Raw genomic sequence first — 19033 nt, 5'->3', positions numbered from 1 at the left:
TCGTATTGGAGCCAAGGTAGAACTGGCAAGGCCTCCCACGATTGACTATAAGCCCTTAGAGATTGGAAACATTCCAGAAAACGCATGACTTTCGATCGGCCCCACCGCCCGAAAGCTTTGTGTTTCGAGCAGCAAAGGGCGGAGCCAAGTGACTTCTGTAGACAGCTTCAAATCCAAGTCGACGCTCACGGTCGGCGGCAAGACCTACACCTATTACTCCATCGCCGAAGCCGAAAAGAACGGCCTGACCGGCGTTTCGCGCCTGCCCGGCTCGATGAAGGTCGTGCTCGAAAACCTCTTGCGCTTTGAAGACAACCGCACCGTCACCAAGGCCGATATCCAGGCGGTCGCCACCTGGCTGGTCGAGCGCACGTCTGACCACGAAATCTCCTATCGCCCGGCGCGCGTCTTGATGCAGGATTTCACCGGCGTTCCCGCGGTGGTCGATCTGGCTGCCATGCGCGACGCCACCGCCAAGCTCGGTGCCAATCCGCAAAAGATCAACCCGCTGGTGCCCGTCGATCTCGTCATCGACCACTCGGTGATGGTCGACAATTTCGGCACGCCGCTGGCCTTCGAGCAGAATGTCGAGCTCGAATACGAGCGCAATGGCGAACGCTACGAGTTCCTGCGCTGGGGCCAGTCGGCCTTCGACAATTTCCGCGTCGTTCCGCCCGGCACCGGCATCTGCCACCAGGTGAACCTCGAATATCTGGCCCAGACCGTCTGGACCAAGGAAGAAGACGGCGAGACCGTCGCTTACCCCGATACCCTGGTCGGCACCGACTCGCACACGACCATGGTCAACGGCATGGCCGTTCTCGGTTGGGGCGTCGGCGGCATCGAAGCCGAAGCCGCCATGCTCGGCCAGCCGATCACCATGCTGATCCCCGAAGTCGTGGGCTTCAAGCTGACCGGCAAGATCAACGAAGGTATCACCGCCACCGATCTCGTGCTGACGGTTACCGAAATGCTGCGCAAGAAGGGCGTGGTCGGCAAGTTCGTCGAGTTCTTTGGCCCGGGCCTTGACTACCTCAGCCTCGAAGACCAGGCGACCATCGCCAATATGGCGCCCGAATATGGCGCGACCTGCGGCTATTTTCCGGTCGATGCCGATACGCTCAAGTTCTTGGCCACCACCGGCCGCGACGCCGATCGCGTGGCGCTGGTCGAAGCCTATTCCAAGGCGCAGGGCATGTTCCGCACCACGGAAAGCGAAGACCCAACAACCTTTACGTCCACTCTCGAGCTCGATCTTTCGACCGTCGTGCCCTCGCTCTCGGGCCCCAAGCGCCCGCAGGACCGCGTGGCGCTCAAGGACGTCACCCCAGCCTTCCTCAAGGCGCTGCCCGATCTTTCCGCCGGCCGTGGCGACGACATCGCTCCCTTCACCGAAGGCGCTGTCGCCGGTGCCGACTACACCATCACCGATGGTTCGGTGGTGATTGCCGCCATCACCTCCTGCACCAATACCTCCAACCCGTCGGTGCTGGTCGCCGCCGGTCTCGTCGCCCGCAAGGCGCGTGCGCTGGGCCTCAACTCGAAGCCCTGGGTCAAGACTTCGCTGGCCCCCGGCTCGCAGGTCGTCACCGACTACCTCACTGCCGCCGGCCTCCAGGACGATCTTGACGCCATCGGCTTCAATCTCGTCGGCTATGGCTGCACCACCTGCATCGGCAATTCCGGTCCTCTGCCGCAGGCTATTAGCGACACCATCAACGAAAAGCGCCTCGTCGCCGCCTCGGTCCTTTCGGGCAACCGCAATTTCGAAGGCCGCGTGAACCCTGACGTGCGTGCGAATTATCTCGCCTCTCCGCCGCTGGTGGTCGCCTATGCGCTGCTCGGCACGCTCAATGTCGATATCACCACCGAACCGCTCGGCACCGGCTCGAACGGCCAGCCAGTCTATCTCAAGGACATCTGGCCCTCGAATCATGAGATCGCCGAAATCGTGCGCCAGCACGTCAATGCCGACATGTTCCGCTCGCGCTATTCGGACGTCTTCAAAGGCGACGAGCACTGGCAGGGCATCGCCGTCGAAGGCAGCGAAACTTATGGCTGGAACGGCGGTTCGACCTATGTGCAGAACCCGCCCTATTTCGAAGACCTGACCATTGAGCCCAAGGCGGTCACCGATATCGTTTCGGCTCGCGTGCTGGCGCTCTTCCTCGACTCGATCACCACCGACCACATTTCCCCAGCCGGTTCGTTCAAGTCGGGCACACCGGGCGGCAAATACCTTATGGAGCATCAGGTTGCGCCCAAGGACTTCAACTCCTATGGCGCCCGTCGTGGCAATCATGAAGTCATGATGCGCGGCACCTTCGCCAATATCCGCATCAAGAACATGATGCTCGATGGCGTCGAAGGCGGCTACACGCTTGGGCCCGACGGCTCGCAGATGGCGATCTACGACGCCGCGATGGCCTACCAGAGCCAAAACACGCCGCTGGTGATCTTTGCCGGCAAGGAATATGGCACCGGTTCTTCGCGTGACTGGGCGGCCAAGGGCACCAATCTCCTCGGCGTCAAGGCCGTGATAGCCCAAAGCTTTGAGCGTATCCACCGCTCCAACCTCGTCGGCATGGGCGTCATCCCGCTGCAGTTCATGGACGGTGACAGCTGGCAGAGCCTTGGCCTCGATGGCACTGAAACGGTCGACATTCTCAATGTCGAAACCATCGTGCCGCGTGCCGTGGTCAACGTGAAGATCACCCGTGCCGATGGCTCGGTGCTCAACGTCGAAACCCGCTGCCGCATCGATACGGCCAACGAACTCGACTACTTCAAGAATGGCGGCATTTTGCACTACGTGCTGCGCAGCCTCGTCGCCGCGTAAGCAGCGCTTACATTTTCGAGAAATGATGGCGGTCCTTCAGGGCCGCTATTTTTAGGTGCGCGGCCCCCACCCCACCCAGCTCCGCTAAGCCTCACGGCTAAGCTGCGCTACCCTCCCCTCAAGGGGAGGGAGATTAAAGAGCCGCTAGTATCGGGCTCTAAGCGGATGTTCATCGCCTCCCTCCCCTTGAGGGGGAGGGAATGAGGGTGGGGTGGGGTGGGGCAGAGGCAACAGCGCTCAAGAATTTGCCTCTCACCCCGTTTTGACTAGCCGGTCTTAACTTCTCCGGCCTACAACATCCTCATGTTCAGCCGCCCCGTTTTTGCCTTAATCGCTGGCGCTTCCGCGCTTCTGCTCCCCGCCTCAGCCGGGGCGGAAACGCTTCGCGGCGAGCCCAAGGCCGTGGTCGAGCTTTTCACCAGCCAGGGCTGTTCTTCCTGTCCGCCCGCGGACGCGATGCTGACCAACCTTGCCGGTCGCGACGACGTTGTGGCCTTGGCCTACCATGTCGACTACTGGGACTATATCGGCTGGCAGGACACCTTTGCTGCCCCCGCCTTTTCCGATCGCCAGCGCGGCTATGCCAAGAGCTGGGGTCGTCCAGCATCTTCACCCCGCAAATGGTAATCAATGGCGAGGAAGGCGTTGTTGGCTCTCGCCGCGACGAAGTCCAGGACGCTGTTGCCTCGGCGCAGCTGCCGCTGGCGCTGACCATGGAAAAGCACGGTGACATGCTCAAGATCGGCATTCCCGCCGATGCCGGGCTGGGCGATGCCGGGATCTGGCTGGTCCGCTATCTCGACCGCGCCAAGGTCGATATCGACAGCGGCGAGAATGCCGGCAAGGCAATGGTCTATACGCAGGTGGTGACCGACCGGCAGATGCTGGGCATGTGGGAAGCCAAGACCGGCGCCCAGATCAAGCTGCCGCTTGCCGAGCTTCGTGGCCAGGACAATGGCGGCTTTGCCCTTCTCGTGCAGCAGGAGCGCAACGGCATGCCGGGTCCGATCCTGGGTGCTGCCGTCTACGAGTTCTAGCGCAAAAGAGCCCGCTCCTTGGGGGCAGGGAGCGGGCGACTTGACTCTATTGGAGGATCGGCAACCGGGTTTCAGGTTTGGGGGCTCAGATGCCCGGCTGCCGATGCGTGCAACCTGATCTTTCATTCTGGCTTCATCGCGGGCAAAGCGTGACCAAAATGGGGAATTTTCCGCCCTTGTTTTCGCCACCGAATGGGCCGATCATGACCGTGTCGTGACAGAGTAGAGGGCCGCGTTGCAGGGTCCACCAGATCAATCCAAGGCCAATCTTTCGCTGGTGCATGTGGGCGAACCACAGCCGCAACCAGTGCGTCCGGCGCCTCCCGTCGTGGCCTTCGAGCGCCGCGAGTTGATGCTGATCCTCTCTGTCTATGGCCGCAAGGTCGCCTCCGGCGACTGGCGAGATTATGCCATGGACTTCCTCAAGGACCGGGCGCTGTTCTCGATCTATGCCCGTGTGTCCGAACGCCCGCTCTTCGTCGTCGAAAAGAACCCCAAGCTGCGCAACCGGCAGGGCCAGTTCATGGTCACCAACCAGCAGGGCCGCGTCCTCAAGCGCGGCCACGACCTCGCGCAGGTGCTTCGCGTGCTCGATCCCGATCTGATGGTGGTCGGCTAGGTAGACTGATCTGAGACCTCATGGTGAGCTTGTCGAACCACGAGGTCGGGCGCGTAGATGGTGCCACGACCTCGTCCTTCGACAGGCTCAGGATGAGGTCTATTGGGTTTCCAGCGTCGCTACAGCGCGCGCTGCAGGTGCACGATGTCGTGCCAGCGGTCGAACTTCAGTCCCACGGCCTCATAATAGCCGACGCGCTTGAACCCGAACTTTTCGTGGATGGCGATGGAGTTGGCGGTGTCCGCAGTGATTACGGCCAGCATCTGCTTGAAGCCAAAGGCGCGCGACTGCTCCAGCAATTCGGTGAGCAGCGCCTTGCCGATGCCGCGACCCTTTTCCTCGGGATCGAGGTAAATCGAGTCTTCGCAAGTAAAACGATAGGCCGCCCGGGGACGGTAAAAGCTTGCATAGGCGTAGCCCACGGTCCGCCCTTCGCGCTCGGCAATGATCAGCGGGTGGCCGAGTTTTTTGAGCCCGGCATATTTTTCGGCGATCGCTTCCTCGCCCGGCGCTTCGGTGTCGAAGGTGATGGCGGTGTGGTCGACATAATGCCGGTAGATCGTCGTGATCGCCGGAACGTCGGACCACTGGAAAGGGCGAAGCTGGAATGAGGACATGGCGGACCAAACAAAAAGACCGCAGCCCTTTTAGGCTGCGGTCCGATTGGTCGTCCAACCAATTTTAGGCCGATGTTACTCGCGGTTGCCGAAGAGGCGGAGCAGCATCATGAAGAGGTTGATGAAGTCGAGGTAGAGGCTCAGAGCGCCCATGATGGCGTTCTTGGCCATAACGTCGGCGCCGTAGTGTTCCGAATAGCTTTCCTTGATCTTCTGGGTGTCGTAGGCGGTAAGACCGGTAAAGATCAGCACGCCGAGCACCGAGATCGCGAAGTCGAGCATGGTCGAACCCATGAAGATGTTCACGATCGAGGCGATGATGATGCCGATCAGGCCCATCATCAGGAAGTTGCCCATGCCGGTGAGGTCGCGCTTGGTGGTGTAGCCGTAAAGGCTCATCGCGCCGAACGTTGCGGCCGTGATGAAGAACACCTTGGCGATGGAAGCGCCGGTATAGACGAGGAAGATCGAGCTCAGCGACAGGCCCATGACGGCTGCGAAGGCCCAGAATACGGCTTGCGCGGCAGGCACGGAAAGCTTGTTGATGCCAAAGCTCAGCACCAGGACGAAGCCCAGCGGAGCGAGCATGATCACCCAGGCAAGCGGGCTGCCGTAAAGCAGTTCGGCATTGGCCTGGCTCGACAGAGCCCACTGGCTGGTGAAATAGGCGACAAGGCCCGTGACAACGAGGCCGACGCCCATGTAGTTGTAAACGCGCAGCATGTAGCTGCGAAGGCCCTCGTCGATGGCCAAGGCCGAGCCGGCCCGCGCACCGAGGGTCTGACGGTCATATTCAGCCATTCTTTGGTTCCCTTTCCCAAATGAACTTGCGGTCTTGTTACCGCCGGTGGGCATTGGCACTGCCACTTGCCGGTGAATATGGGGACGCTATCGCCCAATGACAAGGATTAATGGCCGCCTGCGACACGGTGGACTGGTCCACTGGGCATGCTGTGCTAGGCTCAAGCGACGAATCGTGCGCCTGCCGCCAGGGAGGAAACCATGCCCCGGCTCTTTACCGGTCTCGAAATCCCGCCCGATCTTGGCTTCGCCCTATCGCTCAAGCGCGGCGGGCTGACAGGCGCGCGCTGGATCGATCCCGAGAACTACCACATAACGTTGCGCTTCATCGGCGATATCGATGCCCAGACCGCCAATGACGTGGTCGATAGCCTGGACCGGCTCTCCAACTCCCTGCGCTTCCTAGTGCGCCTCACGCATCTGGGCAGTTTCGGCGGAGACAAGCCACGGGCGCTTTTCGCCGGAGTCGAGCCTTCCGAGGCGCTTTCACGGCTGCAATCGGCGCAGGAACGCGTGCTGCAGCGCGCCGGTCTTGAGCCCGAAGGCCGACGCTTCGTGCCGCATGTGACGCTTGCCCGGCTGCGCGGCACATCGGCCGAAGAACTTGCGCGCTTCATCGCCGAAGCCGCCATGTTCGAGCCGCTGAGCTTCGTGCCGGCCCGCTTCGTCCTTTATTCGAGCCGCGAGTCCACGGGCGGTGGGCCCTATGTCGTCGAAGAGACTTACCCGCTCTCCTCGTGATCTCTCACGCCCTTGTTAGTGCTTCCTTTACCGTTCCGGACGAAACGGGAGACCGACACAAGCTTGGTGCCCAAATGCCGCCGCCTTTGGCTTCCATTTGAGGCAAATACGGTCAAGACCGGCGGGATTTGACGTCTTGGTAACCATGTTGGGGCACTGTGCGGGCAGGCAGTCTCCTAAGATTTTTATTTAGAGGATGAATAGGCGATGACGACGAAAACCACCGGCCTCCTTTTCGGGCTTGCGGTCGCTTCAGTCATGGCTCTGGCGCCCGCCGCCCAAGCGCAGCAGGCGACCGAGCTTGGCACCTTCAATGCCTGGTCGGCTTATACCGCGACCGACCAGAGCGGGCAGCTTTGCTTCATCATCGGCGAGCCGCAGTCGAGCGAACCCGCCGGCGCCAATCGCGACCCGATCAAGTTCCTGATCGTCCATCGCAAGGGGATGGGCTCAAAGAACGAAGTCCAGACCCAGATCGGCTATCCCTATAACAGTTCGGATGCCAAGGCCTCTGTTGCCATCGATGGCAAGAGCTACACGATGGCGGCGCGCGACTCGACCGCCTGGCTGGCCTCCAATGCCGACGAGCCCGGCTTCGTCCAGGCCTTCAAGGGCGGATCGCAGATGGTGGTGCGCGGCACCTCGCAGCGCGGAACCAATACCGTGGATACCTATTCCCTGTCCGGTGCCACCGCCGCGGTCAACGCCATCGATGCGGCCTGCCAGTAAGGGCTTGCCCCGCACGCCGCAAACGCCATAACTGGGCGCCGGGTCCTGCCCGTCGCCCTTTGCTATTTAAGAGCCCGCATCCATGATCCAGAAATCCCTCAGCCTCGCCCTTCTCCTTGCCGCTGCGGCAGTGCTGCCTGCCCAGGCGCAATCGGCGCGCGTGCTCGGAGATTTCCGCGATTGGTCGAGCTATGCCGCCGATGACGGTTCTGGCTCGATCTGCTTTGCCATGAGCCGGCCGAAAACGACCGAACCCGAGCCTGCTGGCCTTGGCGATGCCTATCTTTATGTGACTGACCGCCCGGGTGAGGATGTCGCCGGCGAGTTCAATGTCGTTGCCGGCTACACCTTCCAAACCGGGTCGGTTGCCACCGCCAGTGTCGGCGGCCAGGAATTTGCCTTGTTCACCCAGGGCGACGCTGCCTGGCTCGACGATGCCGGACAAGCATCGAACCTTGCCGCCGCCATCCGCGCCGGCTCGACGCTTGTCGTTACCGGCACGGCGGCGGACGGCACCAGCGTTACCCAGACCTATTCGCTGTCCGGCGCCACCGCCGCGCAGCAAGCCGTCGGCGCCGAATGCTGAGGTGAGCAACAAGCTGGTCCGAAACGAACAGCGGAAGTTGACAGCGACGTATCTTAATGGCGTCGGCATGGCCGTTCTCGGCGTTGGTGGTTTTGCGCCGGTGGTGTCGATGACGCTGAGCGGGCCGACGTCGTCGATCGTTCCCGTTCTGGTGTTTGGTTGTATCTTGGCCAGTAGCGGCCTACATTTGCTGGCAAGACAAACTCTAGGAGGGTTGGAAGAATGACGGATCCCATGCTCCTGCTCAGCTATGGCGTCTTCTTTGCTGGCGTCGGATTTATCGCCTGGTGGGCCACCACGCTTGATCGGCCGAAGAAGCCTCGTCACCCGGCGGCCGGCGAATAGGGCACATCCGCTTCCCTACGACCGGCCATTCTAGCATAGCTCTCTTGGCCTTCTTGCCTCTGATCGCTCCCCGGAGCGATCAGCCCTTCGTGACGGCTCGAAGCTTTGCGCTTTTGCGCACCATATGCTATTGGCCTCGTCACTCCCCGATCATCCGGACCTTTGTGCCTGCCATGAGCATTGCGCTGAACCTTGACCATTCGACCGCCCTTCGTCCCGCCTCGTCGGCGCGGCCGTCGCTTATCGGTCTTTCCAAGGCGGATCTGGCGCAGGCGCTGGTCGGCCATGACGTGGTCGGCGAAAAAGAGGGTCGGATGCGGGCCAGCCAGCTCTGGAACTGGCTCTACGTTAATGGCGTGACCGACTTCGACCGCATGACCAATGTGGCCAAGCCCGTGCGTCAGAAGAAGCTTGCCGACACCTTTGTTCTCGACCGGCCCGAAATTGCGTCCGAGCAGATTTCAGTCGATGGCACCCGCAAGTGGCTGTTCCGCTTCCGCGATCCGCAAAACCCAAACATGCCGGCGGTGGAAGTCGAAACCGTTTACATCCCGGAAAGCGACCGCGGAACGCTCTGCGTGTCCTCCCAGGTCGGCTGCACGCTCACCTGCTCGTTCTGCCATACCGGTACGCAAAAGCTCGTTCGCAACCTGACGGCTGGCGAAATCCTGGGCCAGATCCTGATGGCGCGCGAGCGTCTTGGCGATTTCCCGGGCGGTTCGCGTCCCGCCGACGGTGGTCTCGTGCCTGGTGGCGAGTCTCGCGCCATCACCAATATCGTGATGATGGGCATGGGCGAGCCGCTCTACAATTACGACAACGTCAAGCAGGCGCTGCTGATCGCTTCGGCCGGCGACGGCATGTCGATTTCAAGCGCCGTATCACGCTTTCGACCTCTGGCGTCGTGCCCTATATCGAGCCGACCGGCCGCGAAATCGACGTCATGCTTGCCATTTCGCTGCATGCCGTGCGCGACGACCTGCGCGATGTGCTCGTGCCGATCAACAAGAAATGGCCGATCGCCGAGCTTCTCGACGCGTGCCGCAATTATCCGGGACTTTCCAACGCACGCCGCATCACCTTCGAATATGTGATGCTGGACGGCATCAACGACAGCGATGCCGAGGCCAAGGAACTGGTTCGCCTGCTCGCGGGCATCCCCGCCAAGATCAACCTGATCCCGTTCAACCCTTGGCCGGGTTCGAACTACGGCACGTCGCCGTCTTCACGCATCGAGCGCTTCGCCGATATCGTCAATCGCGCCGGTTATGCTTCGCCGGTGCGCACCCCGCGTGGCCGCGATATCTTTGCCGCCTGTGGCCAGCTCAAGAGCGAATCGGAACGCTTGAGCAAAAAGGACCGCGAGGCGATCCTGGCGCTGTGAAGCCATCGCAACGCCGCGTCGACGAGGCCATTGCGGCAGCAGAAGCTGCTGCCGCCCGGCGTGCGCCGGATATCTGCCCGCTCTGCGAACGGCCGATCCCTGCCGATGCAAAATCCAGCCGCCATCACCTGACGCCGCGCCTCAAGGGCGGGACGCACAAGGGCACGGTGCGCCTCCACCAGATCTGCCACAGCGCCATCCATGCCCGGTTTTCGGAAACCGAATTGGCCAAGAGGTTGGCGGACGTGGAAAGCCTGCGCAGCGATCCCGAACTTTCCGAATTCATCGCCTGGGTGAAAATTAAGCCGCCGAACTTCCATGCGCCGACGCGCATGACCAAAGCGCGCAGGGGCGCCAAGCGTCAGCGTGACTAGCGGCGCAGGATCACCCAGATCGCATGGATCAGGCCCGGGAAATATCCCAGCAGCGTCAGCAGGATATTGAGCCAGAATTGCAGGCCCAGTCCCACCTGCAGGAATACGCCCACGGGCGGAATAATCACGGACAAGATGATGCGAAGAATATCCACGCTGCGTTTCCCTCTGGTTCGCGGGCAAAACGAGGATGGCGGCGCAAACGTTGCTCTACTCGCCTGCGACCCAATCGACCGACCAGCGTCCCCGATCCTCGTCGCTCAGCAGCTTCGCCAAAACCGGGAGCACCGTGCGCATTTCTTCTTCCAGCACGAAGGGTGGATTGACCACGACCATTCCCGTGCCATGCAGCCGTGCTGGTTGCGAAGCAGGTCGGATTGTCAGTTCGATGCGCAGGATCTTGGGAATGCCGGTCGCTTCAAGGTCTTTTACAAAGCCTTCAACCTCAGCGGGTTCCTTGATCGGGTACCAGTAGGCGTAGATGCCGCCCGGCCAGCGCACATGGGCCTTTTGGAGGCTTGCGACCATGCGGCCGAACTCGCCCTTCTCTTCGAAAGGCGGATCGACGAGTACAAGGCCGCGCTTTTCCTTTGGCGGCAGATGGGTGCCCAGAGCTGCCCAGCCGTCGAGATTGGTGACGCGCACCTGAAAGTCGTCGGCAAAGTTTTTCTTGAGCGCCCAGGCGTCACCCGGATGCAGCTCCAGCGCCATCAGCCGGTCCTGTTCGCGGAGCAGCTGCCGGGTGATCATGGGCGAGCCGGGATAGTAGCGCAGCGTGCCGTTCGGATTGCGCGCGCGGACCGAGGCGAGATAGGGCTCGAGCAAAGCGGCGACAGGCTCGGGAAGTTTCACGTGAATCAAACGGCCGATGCCGTCCTGCCACTCGCCGGTGCGTTCGGCCTCGTTGCCGAAAAGGTCGTAGATGCCGACACCGGCATGGGTGTCGATCACCCGGAAAGCGGCGTCCTTGCGCATGAGATAGGCAAGGATGCGGGTGAGGATCGTGTGCTTGACGACGTCGGCGAAATTGCCGGCGTGAAAGGCGTGACGGTAGTTCAATGCCGGGCCTGCGCGGTCAGGATGGTGGCGGCGAACGCGGTGAAGATTGCCGCAAAGCTCCAGTTCAGCGCGCGCTCGACCCAGATCGACCGCTTGAAGGCTGCAGCCAGCCAGTCGGCAGCGAAAACCGTGACGAGCCCTAACGGTATCGAGATGAACACAAATTCGAGCCCCAGGAAGAACAGTTTGCCGGTGGCGCCGGGATCGTGCGCCTCAACGAATTGGGGCAAAAAGGTCATGAAGAACAGAACGACCTTGGGATTGAGCAGGTTGATGCCGATCCCTGTCATGAAACTCTGCCTTACGCTGGGCGCGCGCGGTGCGGCCGCGGCGATGCGCAGGCCACCGCCTTGGGTGATAGCGCCATAGGCGAGGTAGAGGAGATAAACCGCGCCGGCGATCTTGAGCGCCAGAAACAAGGGCGGCGCGGCAACGATCAGAACCGAAATGCCGAAGGCAACGAGGGTGGTGTGCACCACTATGCCCGCCATGGCCCCGAACATTGCCGCCAGCCCATGCGGGCGTCCGTAATTGATGGCGCGGCTGAGCTGCAGCGCCATGTCGGGACCGGGGGTAATGGCAAGGATTACCGTCGCCAGGGCAAAGGCGAGGATGACAGGCACGTCGGGGACGAAGGGCATGGTGGTGGCTCAAGAATCTTGGGCCGGACAATTGCACCAATGCCCGGTCCTGACTAGGGTGCGCCCGATTTGACGGGCCTTGGCGCCCCTTTGCACAAGCGTGAACACCATGGCGAATGACATCAAGAAGATCGTGCTGGCCTATTCGGGCGGGCTCGACACCTCCATTATGCTGAAATGGCTGCAGGAGCACTATCAGGCCGAGATCGTGACCTTTACGGCCGACCTCGGGCAGGGTGAAGAGCTCGATCCCGCACGCAAGAAGGCGGAGATGTTCGGCATCAAGGACATCCGCATCGTCGACTTGCGCGAAGAATTCGTGCGCGATTTCGTGTTCCCGATGTTCCGCGCCAATGCGCTTTACGAAGGCCAATACCTTCTCGGCACCTCCATCGCCCGCCCCGTGATCGCGCGCCATCTGGTCGAGATTGCCCGCGAAACCGGCGCCGATGCCATCGCCCATGGCGCCACCGGCAAGGGCAATGACCAGGTTCGCTTTGAGCTCACCGCCAATGCGCTGATGCCTGGCCTCAAGGTCATCGCCCCATGGCGCGAATGGGACCTTCGCTCGCGCACACAGCTTCTGAGCTATGCCGAGCAGAACCAAATCCCGATCGCCAAGGACAAGCGCGGCGAAGCGCCGTTCTCGGTCGACGCCAACCTCCTGCACACGTCTTCCGAAGGCATGGTGCTGGAAGACCCCGCCGTGCCGTTCCCGGACTATGTCGCTCAGCGCACCACCGATCCGGAAAAGGCGCCCGACCAGGCCGAGATCATCACCATCACCTTCGAAAAAGGTGATCCGGTCGCCATCAATGGCGAACAGCTGTCGCCGGCAGCACTTCTAACCAAGCTCAACGAGCTCGGTGGCAAGCATGGCGTCGGCCGGCTCGATCTCGTCGAAAACCGCTTTGTCGGCATGAAGTCGCGCGGCCTCTACGAGACCCCCGGCGGCACGATCCTGCTGGCGGCCCACCGTGGCATTGAATCCATCACGCTCGATCGTGGCGAAGCGCATCTCAAGGATGAGCTGATGCCCAAATATGCCGAGCTGATCTATAATGGCTTCTGGTATTCGCCGGAGCGCGAGATGCTGCAGGCCCTGATCGACAAGTCGCAAACCTATGTGTCGGGCGACGTGCAGGTAAAGCTCTACAAGGGCTCGGCCAATGTCATTTCCCGTTCCTCGCCGCACTCGCTCTACAACATGGATCTCGTGACCTTTGAAGAGGGCGCGGTGGCCTATGACCACCACGACGCCGAAGGCTTCATCCGCCTCAACGGCCTCCGTCTCAAGACTTGGGCTGCCCGTAACGCCAAGGCCGGGCAGTAGACCTAACCACTTCTGGCGCCTTCATTTGTGATCGATGATATCGATTGCGGAGGCGCCATTTAATCCTGCGTTAAACCTGTCACAGTAGCGTCACACGTCGGGCCTTATTTGGCTCTTGGACAGATGGGGTGACTAATGCGGTCGGAAGACGCCGGCTCCATGAGTGAAGTTGCCGAAGCGCTGCTGCTCGATGCGGCGCTCGAAAACATTCCTTATGGCTTTTGCGTGTGGTCTCCGCAGTTCCGCCTCGTCATGTGGAACAAGCATTACCGCGACTTCTACGGCTTTTCCGAAGACGCCATCCATCGCGGCATGACGCTCGAGGATATCGTCCATCTCTCGGTGCGCTTGGGCAATCACCCCGGCCAGACCGCCGAAGCCTTCTACGAGCATTATTCCAGCCAGTTGCTGAACAACAAGGCCGGTGCGAGGGCGAAAAGCCAGGAAATGGCGGTCGGCAATCGCATCATCGAAACCGCCAATGTCTATTCCGACAAGCTCGGTTGGGTGGTTACGCATGAGGATATCACCGACGAGATCGCGCGCGCCGAAATCGTGCAGAAGCGCAAGATGGAGCTCGAGCGGCAAAACATCCGGCTCGACGCTGCGGTCAACAATATTTCGATCGGCCTTTGCATGATGGACGCGTTGGGTCGGCTGGTGATCTGCAACGAGCCCTATGCGCGGATCTACAACCTGCCGGTCACCTACCTGCGCCCCGGTACCCAGCTCGAAGACATTTTGGGCCATCTCTTCGACCAAGGCATGGAAGCGGGCGGGACCAAGGACGAATATATCGCATGGCGCCGCGAGGTCATTGCCCGCCGCGAATATGGCAAGAACGTCCACGAACTCAACGGCCGCACAATTTTGATGCAGCACCATCCGATGAAGGATGGCGGCTGGGTGTCCACGCATGAGGACATCACCGAGCAGCGCCAGGCCGAAGCGCGGATCCAGCACCTGGCGCGCCACGATGCGCTGACCGACCTGCCCAACCGTATCGAGTTCCTGGAGCAGATGGCCAAGACCGAGGCGGCGCTAGGGCGCGGCGAAATGGCCGCCGTTCTTTATATCGACCTCGACCACTTCAAGGCGGTCAACGATACGCTCGGCCATGCGGTAGGCGACGAGGTGATCAAGCAGGCCGCCGTTCGGCTTTGGGGCACGACGCGGGAAACCGATCTCCTCGCCCGGCTGGGTGGCGACGAATTTGCCCTTCTGTTGCGGCCTATCGACGGCACGGACGCTGCGGCCCGCGTTGCCGATCGCATCGTCAAGGCCATGCGCGCGCCCATGAATATCGGCGGCCAGCAGATCGAGATCGGCGCCTCGGTCGGCATTGCGGTCGGGCCCGGGGATGGCACCACCACCGACCAGCTGGTCAAGAACGCCGATCTTGCGCTCTACAAGGCAAAGGCCGAGGGGCGCTCCACCTACCACTTCTTCGAGACTGGCATGGATGCCGAGCTGCAGCAGCGTCGCTCCATAGAGGCCGGCTTGCGCCTTGCCATGAGCCGCAACGAGCTGCGCCTGATGTTCCAGCCTCTGCTCGGTCTCGACAACAACAGGGTCACCTGCGTCGAAGCGCTGCTGCGCTGGGACCATGACGATCGCACCGTGTCACCGGCCGAGTTCATCCCGGTGGCTGAGGAAACCGGGCTCATCGTGCCGATCGGGGAGTGGGTATTGCAGCAGGCCTGCCTTGCCGCCGCCACCTGGCCCGAGGACGTGCGCATTGCCATCAATCTCTCGCCCGTGCAGTTCCGGCAGAAGAACCTCGTCGCGCAGGTCAAAGCGGCGCTGGTTGCCGCTAGGATCGACGCCACGCGGCTCGAACTCGAAATCACCGAGTCACTGCTTTTGACCGATAGCGAAACGACGATCGCGGCTCTCCATGAGCTGCGCGCCATGGGCATTCGCATTTCCATGGACGATTTCGGCACCGGCTATTCGTCGCTGAGCTATCTGCGCAGCTTTCCCTTCGACAAGATCAAGGTCGATCGCTCGTTCATGGCCGATATCGCCACGCGCGCTGACAGCCAGGCCATCATCAAGGCCATTATCGGGCTCGGCCAGGCCTTGGGCATGACCACGACTGCCGAAGGCGTCGAGACCGAAGAGCAGATGGCGATCGTGCGCGAACACGGCGTCTCCGAAGTCCAGGGGTTCCTGTTCTCCCCGCCGCTGCAGCCGGCTGCGCTGGCCAATCTGCTCCATTCCGACGCCGCCAAGAAGCAGCTGCGCCAAAAGGCGTCTTGAGTCCGCTAGACGGCGCTCGGCTCGTCCCGGGCAAGATGCGAAACCAGAGCGGTCACCTCGAACAAGAGGCCTTCCGGCCTGAAATCCATCTTGGCATTGCCGCCGGTTTCGAGCGCCAGCGAAGTCTCGATAATGCGCGAGCCGAAACCGCGCCGCTTGGGCGCTTCCACCTTGGGTCCGCCCATTTCCGCCCAGAAGAACCGCATCAGCGGGCTATCGTCGTTCTGATCGATCTCCCAGTGGATGGTCACGGTGCCTTGGGGCACCGACAGTGCGCCATATTTTGCTGAATTGGTCGCAAGTTCATGCAGCGCCAGCGAAAAGGCCGATACGGCGCGGGCGCCCAGCATGATCCGCGGGCCCGCAACGCGGAAGGCGCCACCGTCGAAGGCCTTGATCGCCGTCTTGACCGTGCCTTCGAGGCTCGCCGCGGTGAAACCCTCCTGGGTCAGAAGGTCCTGCGCGCTCGACAGCGCCTGCATGCGACCAAAGGCAATGGTCTGGGCTTCTTCCAGCGTCGTCGCCGAACGGATGGACTGCGCAAACACCGATTGCGCAATGGCCAGCGAATTCTTGACGCGATGATTGAGCTCGCGAGACAGGAGCTTTCGATGCTCCTCGGCCTCTTTCTGCTCAGTGATATTCAGCGAGACGCCCACCATCGAAAGCGGCTGGTCGGCCGCATCGACGTTGATCTGGCCCTTGATCTGCACCCAGCGCAGCTCGCCGCTTTCGGTCGTGACGCGGTACTCGATGTCGAAATCCGACCGGCTTTCGATCGCCGCGGCAATGTCGAGCTCGAAGCGCTGGCGATCGTCGGGATGCATGATGCCCACCACATCTTCGAAGTTCATGGGCTTTTCGAGCGGATAGCCATAGTTGATCTTGCACTGCTGGGAGACGATCAGCCGGTTGGTGGCAAGATCCATCGTCCAGAGGCCAAGGCCTGCCGCGTTAAGCGCAAAACGGGTTCTTTGCTCGTGCTGCATGAGGTCGAGCATGCGCCGCTCGATCTCGCCCTCGATGTCGTCATGCGAAGATTTGATCTCCTTAAGCTTGTTGCGATCCGGAGAAACATCGAACTGGGACGCAAAGAAATAGGTGAGGTTGCCGTTTTCGTCGAAGACCGGCGAGATCAGCAGCCGGTTCCAGAAGGTCGTATCGTCCTTGCGGTAATTGAGGAGGTCGATCTCGATCGGTTCACGCCGCGCAATCGCACTGCGCACGCGCACGATATCGGCCTCGTTTGTCCCTGCGCCCTGCAGGAAGCGGCAATTGCGCCCCATGATCTCTTCGCGCGTGTAGCCGGTGAGCTTGAGGAAAGCGTCATTGACGAAGACGATTGGATTGTCGTGCTGATGCGATCGGTGATGATCATCGGCATGCGCGTGGTGCGCACCGCTGCCGCAAATGGATCATGCGACGCAGCAGCCCGGTGGATCTCGTCTTCGATCCGCTGCTCTTCGTTTTGATCCATTCGCCTCACATCCATATCGAAGACTATATCGGTCCGGTCTGCACGTGTTGGCTTATGGCACGGCCCGCTTGTGCAAGACCATACGTGTCCAATCGGTCGGCAGATTGACGCAAAGGGCAACCCTCCGGTTCCCTACTGCATCGCCGCCTTGCGCATAGCGACCTTGTGCAAAAGTCTCCTCTCCTATATGCAGCCCGCGACCCTGCCGGGCCCACTCCCATTTGTTCCGGCATATTCATACCGCATGGTTTGTCCTAGCCCGCCCATCCGCAACAGCGCCTGGGGTGGTTTTACGGATCATGCCAATCGAGGCTGTTCCATCTATGTCCCTGCGCAATATCGCCATCATTGCCCACGTTGACCACGGCAAGACCACGCTGATCGACGTGCTGCTCAAGCAATCCGGCTCTTTCCGCGAAAACGAACGCGTCGAAGAACGCGCCATGGACAGCAACGACATCGAACGCGAGCGCGGCATCACCATTCTCGCCAAGGTGACCTCGCTGCTCTGGAAAGACACGCGCATCAACATCGTCGACACGCCCGGCCACGCCGACTTCGGCGGTGAAGTCGAGCGCATCCTCTCGATGGTCGATGGCGTGGTGATCCTCGTCGACGCCGCCGAAGGCCCGATGCCGCAGACCAAGTTCGTGCTCGGCAAGGCGCTGGCCCAGGGCCTTCGTCCCATCGTTGCCATCAACAAGATCGACAAGGCCGACGAGCGCCACCTCGAAGTGCTTGAAGAAATCTTCGACCTCTTCATCGCCCTCGACGCCTCGCCCGAACAGCTCGATTTCCCGGTTCTTTACGGCTCCGCCAAGCAGGGCTGGATGGCGATGGAGCCCGAAGGCCCCAAGGAAAATCTCGGACCACTGCTCGACAAGGTCATCGAACACGTGCCTGAGCCGCAGGTGGAAGAGGGCGCGTTCCGCATGCTCGTCACCACCATCGAGCGCAACCCCTTCCTCGGCCGTATCCTCACCGGGCGCATCACCTCCGGCTCGGTCAAGGCGAACGATCCGATCCACACGCTTAACCGCGAAGGCAAGGAAGTCGAAAAGGGCCGCGTCTCCAAGGTCCTGGCCTTCCGCGGCCTCGAGCGCACCCCGGTCGATATCGGCGAAGCCGGCGACATCGTCGCCATTGCGGGTCTTGTGACCTCAACCGTGGCCGATACGCTGTGCGCCACCTCGGTCACCAAGCCCATCGAAGCGAAGCCGATCGATCCGCCGACCCTGTCGGTCACCTTCCGCATCAATGACGGCCCGCTGGCCGGCCGCGAAGGCGACAAGGTGCAGTCCCGCGTCATCCGCGAACGCCTGATGCGCGAAGCAGAAGGCAATGTCGCGATCCGCGTGACGCCGGGCGACGACAACGACAGCTACGACGTTGCCGGCCGCGGCGAACTTCAGCTCGCCGTTTTGATTGAAAACATGCGCCGCGAAGGCTTTGAGCTCACCATTGGTCGCCCCAAGGTGCTGTTCAAGGAAGAGAATGGCGAAACCCTCGAGCCGGTCGAAGAAGTCATCATCGACGTCGACGACGAATTTACCGGCGCTGTCGTCCAGAAGCTCACCGAGCGCAAGGGCGAGCTCACCGACATGCGTCCGTCCGGCGTTGGCCGCACCCGCATCCAGCTCCTGGTCCCGACCCGCTCGCTGATCGGCTATCAGCCCGAACTGCTCTCCGACACGCGCGGCACGGCGATCTTCAACCGCCTGTTCCACTCCTTCGTGCCGTTCAAGGGCGAGCTCCCGGGCCGCCGCACCGGCGTGCTGATCTCCAACGGCACCGGCCAGTCCGTGGCCTTTGCCCTTTGGAACCTCGAAGATCGCGGTCCGATCATGATCGACGCCGGCGTCGACATCTATGAAGGCATGATCATCGGCGAGCATTCCCGCGAGAACGACCTCGAGGTCAACGCGCTCAAGGGCAAGCAGCTCACCAATATCCGCACCACGTCCAAGGACGAAGCAGTGCGCCTGACCACGCCCAAGAAGCTGACGCTGGAACAGAGCCTCGGCTACATCGCCGAAGACGAGTATGTGGAAGTGACCCCCAAGTCGATCCGCCTGCGCAAGATCTGGCTCGACCCCAACGACCGCAAGCGCATGAGCCGCGCCGCCAAGTCGGCTTAAGCTGACTGCATCCACACGCACGGTGTCATCCCCGCGCAGGCGGGGATCCAT

The 19033-nt window shown here is 61.5% G+C and carries 17 protein-coding genes and 2 pseudogenes; 13 read left to right on the top strand and 6 right to left on the bottom strand.

Going from position 1 to position 19033, the window contains the following annotated elements:
- The first annotated feature begins 148 nt into the window (after window positions 1-148).
- From acnA to G5575_RS02365, 3 genes and pseudogenes are all read left to right on the top strand, one after another.
- Window positions 149-2839 carry an aconitate hydratase AcnA gene (gene acnA / locus G5575_RS02375; protein WP_164532931.1) on the top strand — a complete coding sequence of 897 codons (2691 nt, stop codon included), beginning with the start codon at window positions 149-151 and terminating at the stop codon, window positions 2837-2839.
- A 303-nt stretch (window positions 2840-3142) separates the two neighbouring features.
- Window positions 3143-3876 (top strand): annotated as a pseudogene (locus G5575_RS22025) (DUF1223 domain-containing protein).
- Between the two features lie 235 nt (window positions 3877-4111).
- Entirely contained in the window at window positions 4112-4495 is a 384-nt protein-coding gene (locus tag G5575_RS02365) for a DUF2794 domain-containing protein (protein ID WP_164532930.1), read from the top strand.
- 119 nt (window positions 4496-4614) lie between these two features.
- Here the strand turns inward: G5575_RS02365 and G5575_RS02360 are convergent, their stop codons facing one another.
- Both G5575_RS02360 and G5575_RS02355 read right to left on the bottom strand, forming a co-directional pair.
- Window positions 4615-5112 (bottom strand): GNAT family N-acetyltransferase, encoded by a 498-nt coding sequence (locus tag G5575_RS02360; RefSeq protein WP_164532929.1) that lies wholly within the window; start codon window positions 5110-5112, stop codon window positions 4615-4617.
- A 75-nt stretch (window positions 5113-5187) separates the two neighbouring features.
- Window positions 5188-5913 carry a Bax inhibitor-1/YccA family protein gene (locus G5575_RS02355; protein ID WP_164532928.1) on the bottom strand — a complete coding sequence of 242 codons (726 nt, stop codon included), beginning with the start codon at window positions 5911-5913 and terminating at the stop codon, window positions 5188-5190.
- Window positions 5914-6114: 201 nt separating this feature from the next.
- Here G5575_RS02355 and thpR point away from each other — a divergent pair, with 201 nt between their 5' ends.
- The 7 genes and pseudogenes from thpR to G5575_RS02325 all read left to right on the top strand — a co-directional run bounded on the left by thpR (window position 6115) and on the right by G5575_RS02325 (window position 10072).
- The gene (gene thpR / locus G5575_RS02350; RefSeq protein WP_164532927.1) at window positions 6115-6654 is read left to right on the top strand and encodes an RNA 2',3'-cyclic phosphodiesterase; all 540 of its coding nucleotides are present in this window, start codon (window positions 6115-6117) and stop codon (window positions 6652-6654) included.
- A 207-nt stretch (window positions 6655-6861) separates the two neighbouring features.
- Window positions 6862-7383: an invasion associated locus B family protein gene (locus G5575_RS02345; protein ID WP_164532926.1), complete on the top strand. Its 522-nt coding sequence runs from the start codon at window positions 6862-6864 to the stop codon at window positions 7381-7383.
- A gap of 82 nt (window positions 7384-7465) precedes the next feature.
- Complete coding sequence (locus G5575_RS02340; RefSeq protein WP_164532925.1) at window positions 7466-7969, top strand: invasion associated locus B family protein; 504 nt, start codon at window positions 7466-7468, stop codon at window positions 7967-7969.
- A 1-nt stretch (window position 7970) separates the two neighbouring features.
- Window positions 7971-8195, top strand: a complete 225-nt coding sequence (locus G5575_RS02335; protein ID WP_328765806.1) for an amino acid transporter — start codon at window positions 7971-7973, stop codon at window positions 8193-8195.
- Window positions 8192-8314: a hypothetical protein gene (locus G5575_RS20935; protein ID WP_268904370.1), complete on the top strand. Its 123-nt coding sequence runs from the start codon at window positions 8192-8194 to the stop codon at window positions 8312-8314. The genes G5575_RS02335 and G5575_RS20935 overlap by 4 nt, the downstream gene beginning before the upstream one ends.
- A 173-nt stretch (window positions 8315-8487) precedes the next feature.
- A pseudogene (gene rlmN / locus G5575_RS02330) lies at window positions 8488-9698 on the top strand (23S rRNA (adenine(2503)-C(2))-methyltransferase RlmN).
- A gap of 29 nt (window positions 9699-9727) precedes the next feature.
- Window positions 9728-10072: a restriction endonuclease gene (locus G5575_RS02325; protein ID WP_164533713.1), complete on the top strand. Its 345-nt coding sequence runs from the start codon at window positions 9728-9730 to the stop codon at window positions 10070-10072.
- On the opposite strand, the gene G5575_RS02320 is transcribed toward G5575_RS02325, so the two are convergent.
- Genes G5575_RS02320 through G5575_RS02310 form a run of 3 tightly spaced genes read right to left on the bottom strand, consistent with a single transcriptional unit; the run spans window position 10069 to window position 11772 of the window.
- Window positions 10069-10227, bottom strand: coding sequence for a YqaE/Pmp3 family membrane protein (locus tag G5575_RS02320; protein WP_164532924.1), 159 nt, complete (start codon window positions 10225-10227; stop codon window positions 10069-10071). The genes G5575_RS02325 and G5575_RS02320 overlap by 4 nt on opposite strands.
- A 55-nt stretch (window positions 10228-10282) precedes the next feature.
- On the bottom strand, window positions 10283-11131 hold the full coding sequence (locus G5575_RS02315; protein WP_164532923.1) for a 23S rRNA (adenine(2030)-N(6))-methyltransferase RlmJ: 849 nt from the start codon (window positions 11129-11131) through the stop codon (window positions 10283-10285).
- Window positions 11128-11772, bottom strand: coding sequence for a LysE family translocator (locus G5575_RS02310; protein WP_164532922.1), 645 nt, complete (start codon window positions 11770-11772; stop codon window positions 11128-11130). Before G5575_RS02310 ends, G5575_RS02315 begins: the two co-directional genes overlap by 4 nt.
- 109 nt (window positions 11773-11881) lie before the next feature.
- On the opposite strand from G5575_RS02310, the gene G5575_RS02305 reads away from it, so the two are divergent.
- The gene (locus G5575_RS02305) at window positions 11882-13105 is read left to right on the top strand and encodes an argininosuccinate synthase (protein ID WP_164532921.1); all 1224 of its coding nucleotides are present in this window, start codon (window positions 11882-11884) and stop codon (window positions 13103-13105) included.
- 135 nt (window positions 13106-13240) lie between these two features.
- Window positions 13241-15367, top strand: a complete 2127-nt coding sequence (locus G5575_RS02300) for a putative bifunctional diguanylate cyclase/phosphodiesterase (protein WP_164532920.1) — start codon at window positions 13241-13243, stop codon at window positions 15365-15367.
- A gap of 5 nt (window positions 15368-15372) precedes the next feature.
- Here G5575_RS02300 and G5575_RS21435 read toward each other — a convergent pair whose 3' ends face one another.
- A complete protein-coding gene (locus tag G5575_RS21435) occupies window positions 15373-16710 on the bottom strand; it encodes a PAS domain-containing protein (RefSeq protein ID WP_328765897.1) in 1338 nt (445 codons plus the stop codon).
- 457 nt (window positions 16711-17167) lie between these two features.
- Here G5575_RS21435 and typA point away from each other — a divergent pair, with 457 nt between their 5' ends.
- Window positions 17168-18982 carry a translational GTPase TypA gene (gene typA / locus G5575_RS02290; protein WP_164532919.1) on the top strand — a complete coding sequence of 605 codons (1815 nt, stop codon included), beginning with the start codon at window positions 17168-17170 and terminating at the stop codon, window positions 18980-18982.
- The last annotated feature ends 51 nt before the right edge of the window (window positions 18983-19033 follow it).

The sequence above is a fragment of the Devosia aurantiaca genome (genome assembly GCF_011058215.1).
GTDB classification, from domain to species: domain Bacteria; phylum Pseudomonadota; class Alphaproteobacteria; order Rhizobiales; family Devosiaceae; genus Devosia; species Devosia aurantiaca.
Note: the sequence above shows the minus strand (reverse complement) of the source record. Positions and strands in the feature narration are given on the sequence as shown.

What these genes read in the sequence shown, in the direction of transcription:
- G5575_RS02300 (WP_164532920.1), top strand. Translation starts at nt 13,241, where the DNA reads ATGCGGTCGGAAGACGCCGGCTCCATGAGTGAAGTTGCCGAAGCGCTG.
- G5575_RS02310 (WP_164532922.1), bottom strand. Translation starts at nt 11,772, where the DNA reads ATGCCCTTCGTCCCCGACGTGCCTGTCATCCTCGCCTTTGCCCTGGCG.
- G5575_RS02345 (WP_164532926.1), top strand. Translation starts at nt 6,862, where the DNA reads ATGACGACGAAAACCACCGGCCTCCTTTTCGGGCTTGCGGTCGCTTCA.
- G5575_RS02355 (WP_164532928.1), bottom strand. Translation starts at nt 5,913, where the DNA reads ATGGCTGAATATGACCGTCAGACCCTCGGTGCGCGGGCCGGCTCGGCC.
- typA (WP_164532919.1), top strand. Translation starts at nt 17,168, where the DNA reads ATGTCCCTGCGCAATATCGCCATCATTGCCCACGTTGACCACGGCAAG.
- G5575_RS02305 (WP_164532921.1), top strand. Translation starts at nt 11,882, where the DNA reads ATGGCGAATGACATCAAGAAGATCGTGCTGGCCTATTCGGGCGGGCTC.
- thpR (WP_164532927.1), top strand. Translation starts at nt 6,115, where the DNA reads ATGCCCCGGCTCTTTACCGGTCTCGAAATCCCGCCCGATCTTGGCTTC.
- G5575_RS02340 (WP_164532925.1), top strand. Translation starts at nt 7,466, where the DNA reads ATGATCCAGAAATCCCTCAGCCTCGCCCTTCTCCTTGCCGCTGCGGCA.
- G5575_RS20935 (WP_268904370.1), top strand. Translation starts at nt 8,192, where the DNA reads ATGACGGATCCCATGCTCCTGCTCAGCTATGGCGTCTTCTTTGCTGGC.
- G5575_RS02360 (WP_164532929.1), bottom strand. Translation starts at nt 5,112, where the DNA reads ATGTCCTCATTCCAGCTTCGCCCTTTCCAGTGGTCCGACGTTCCGGCG.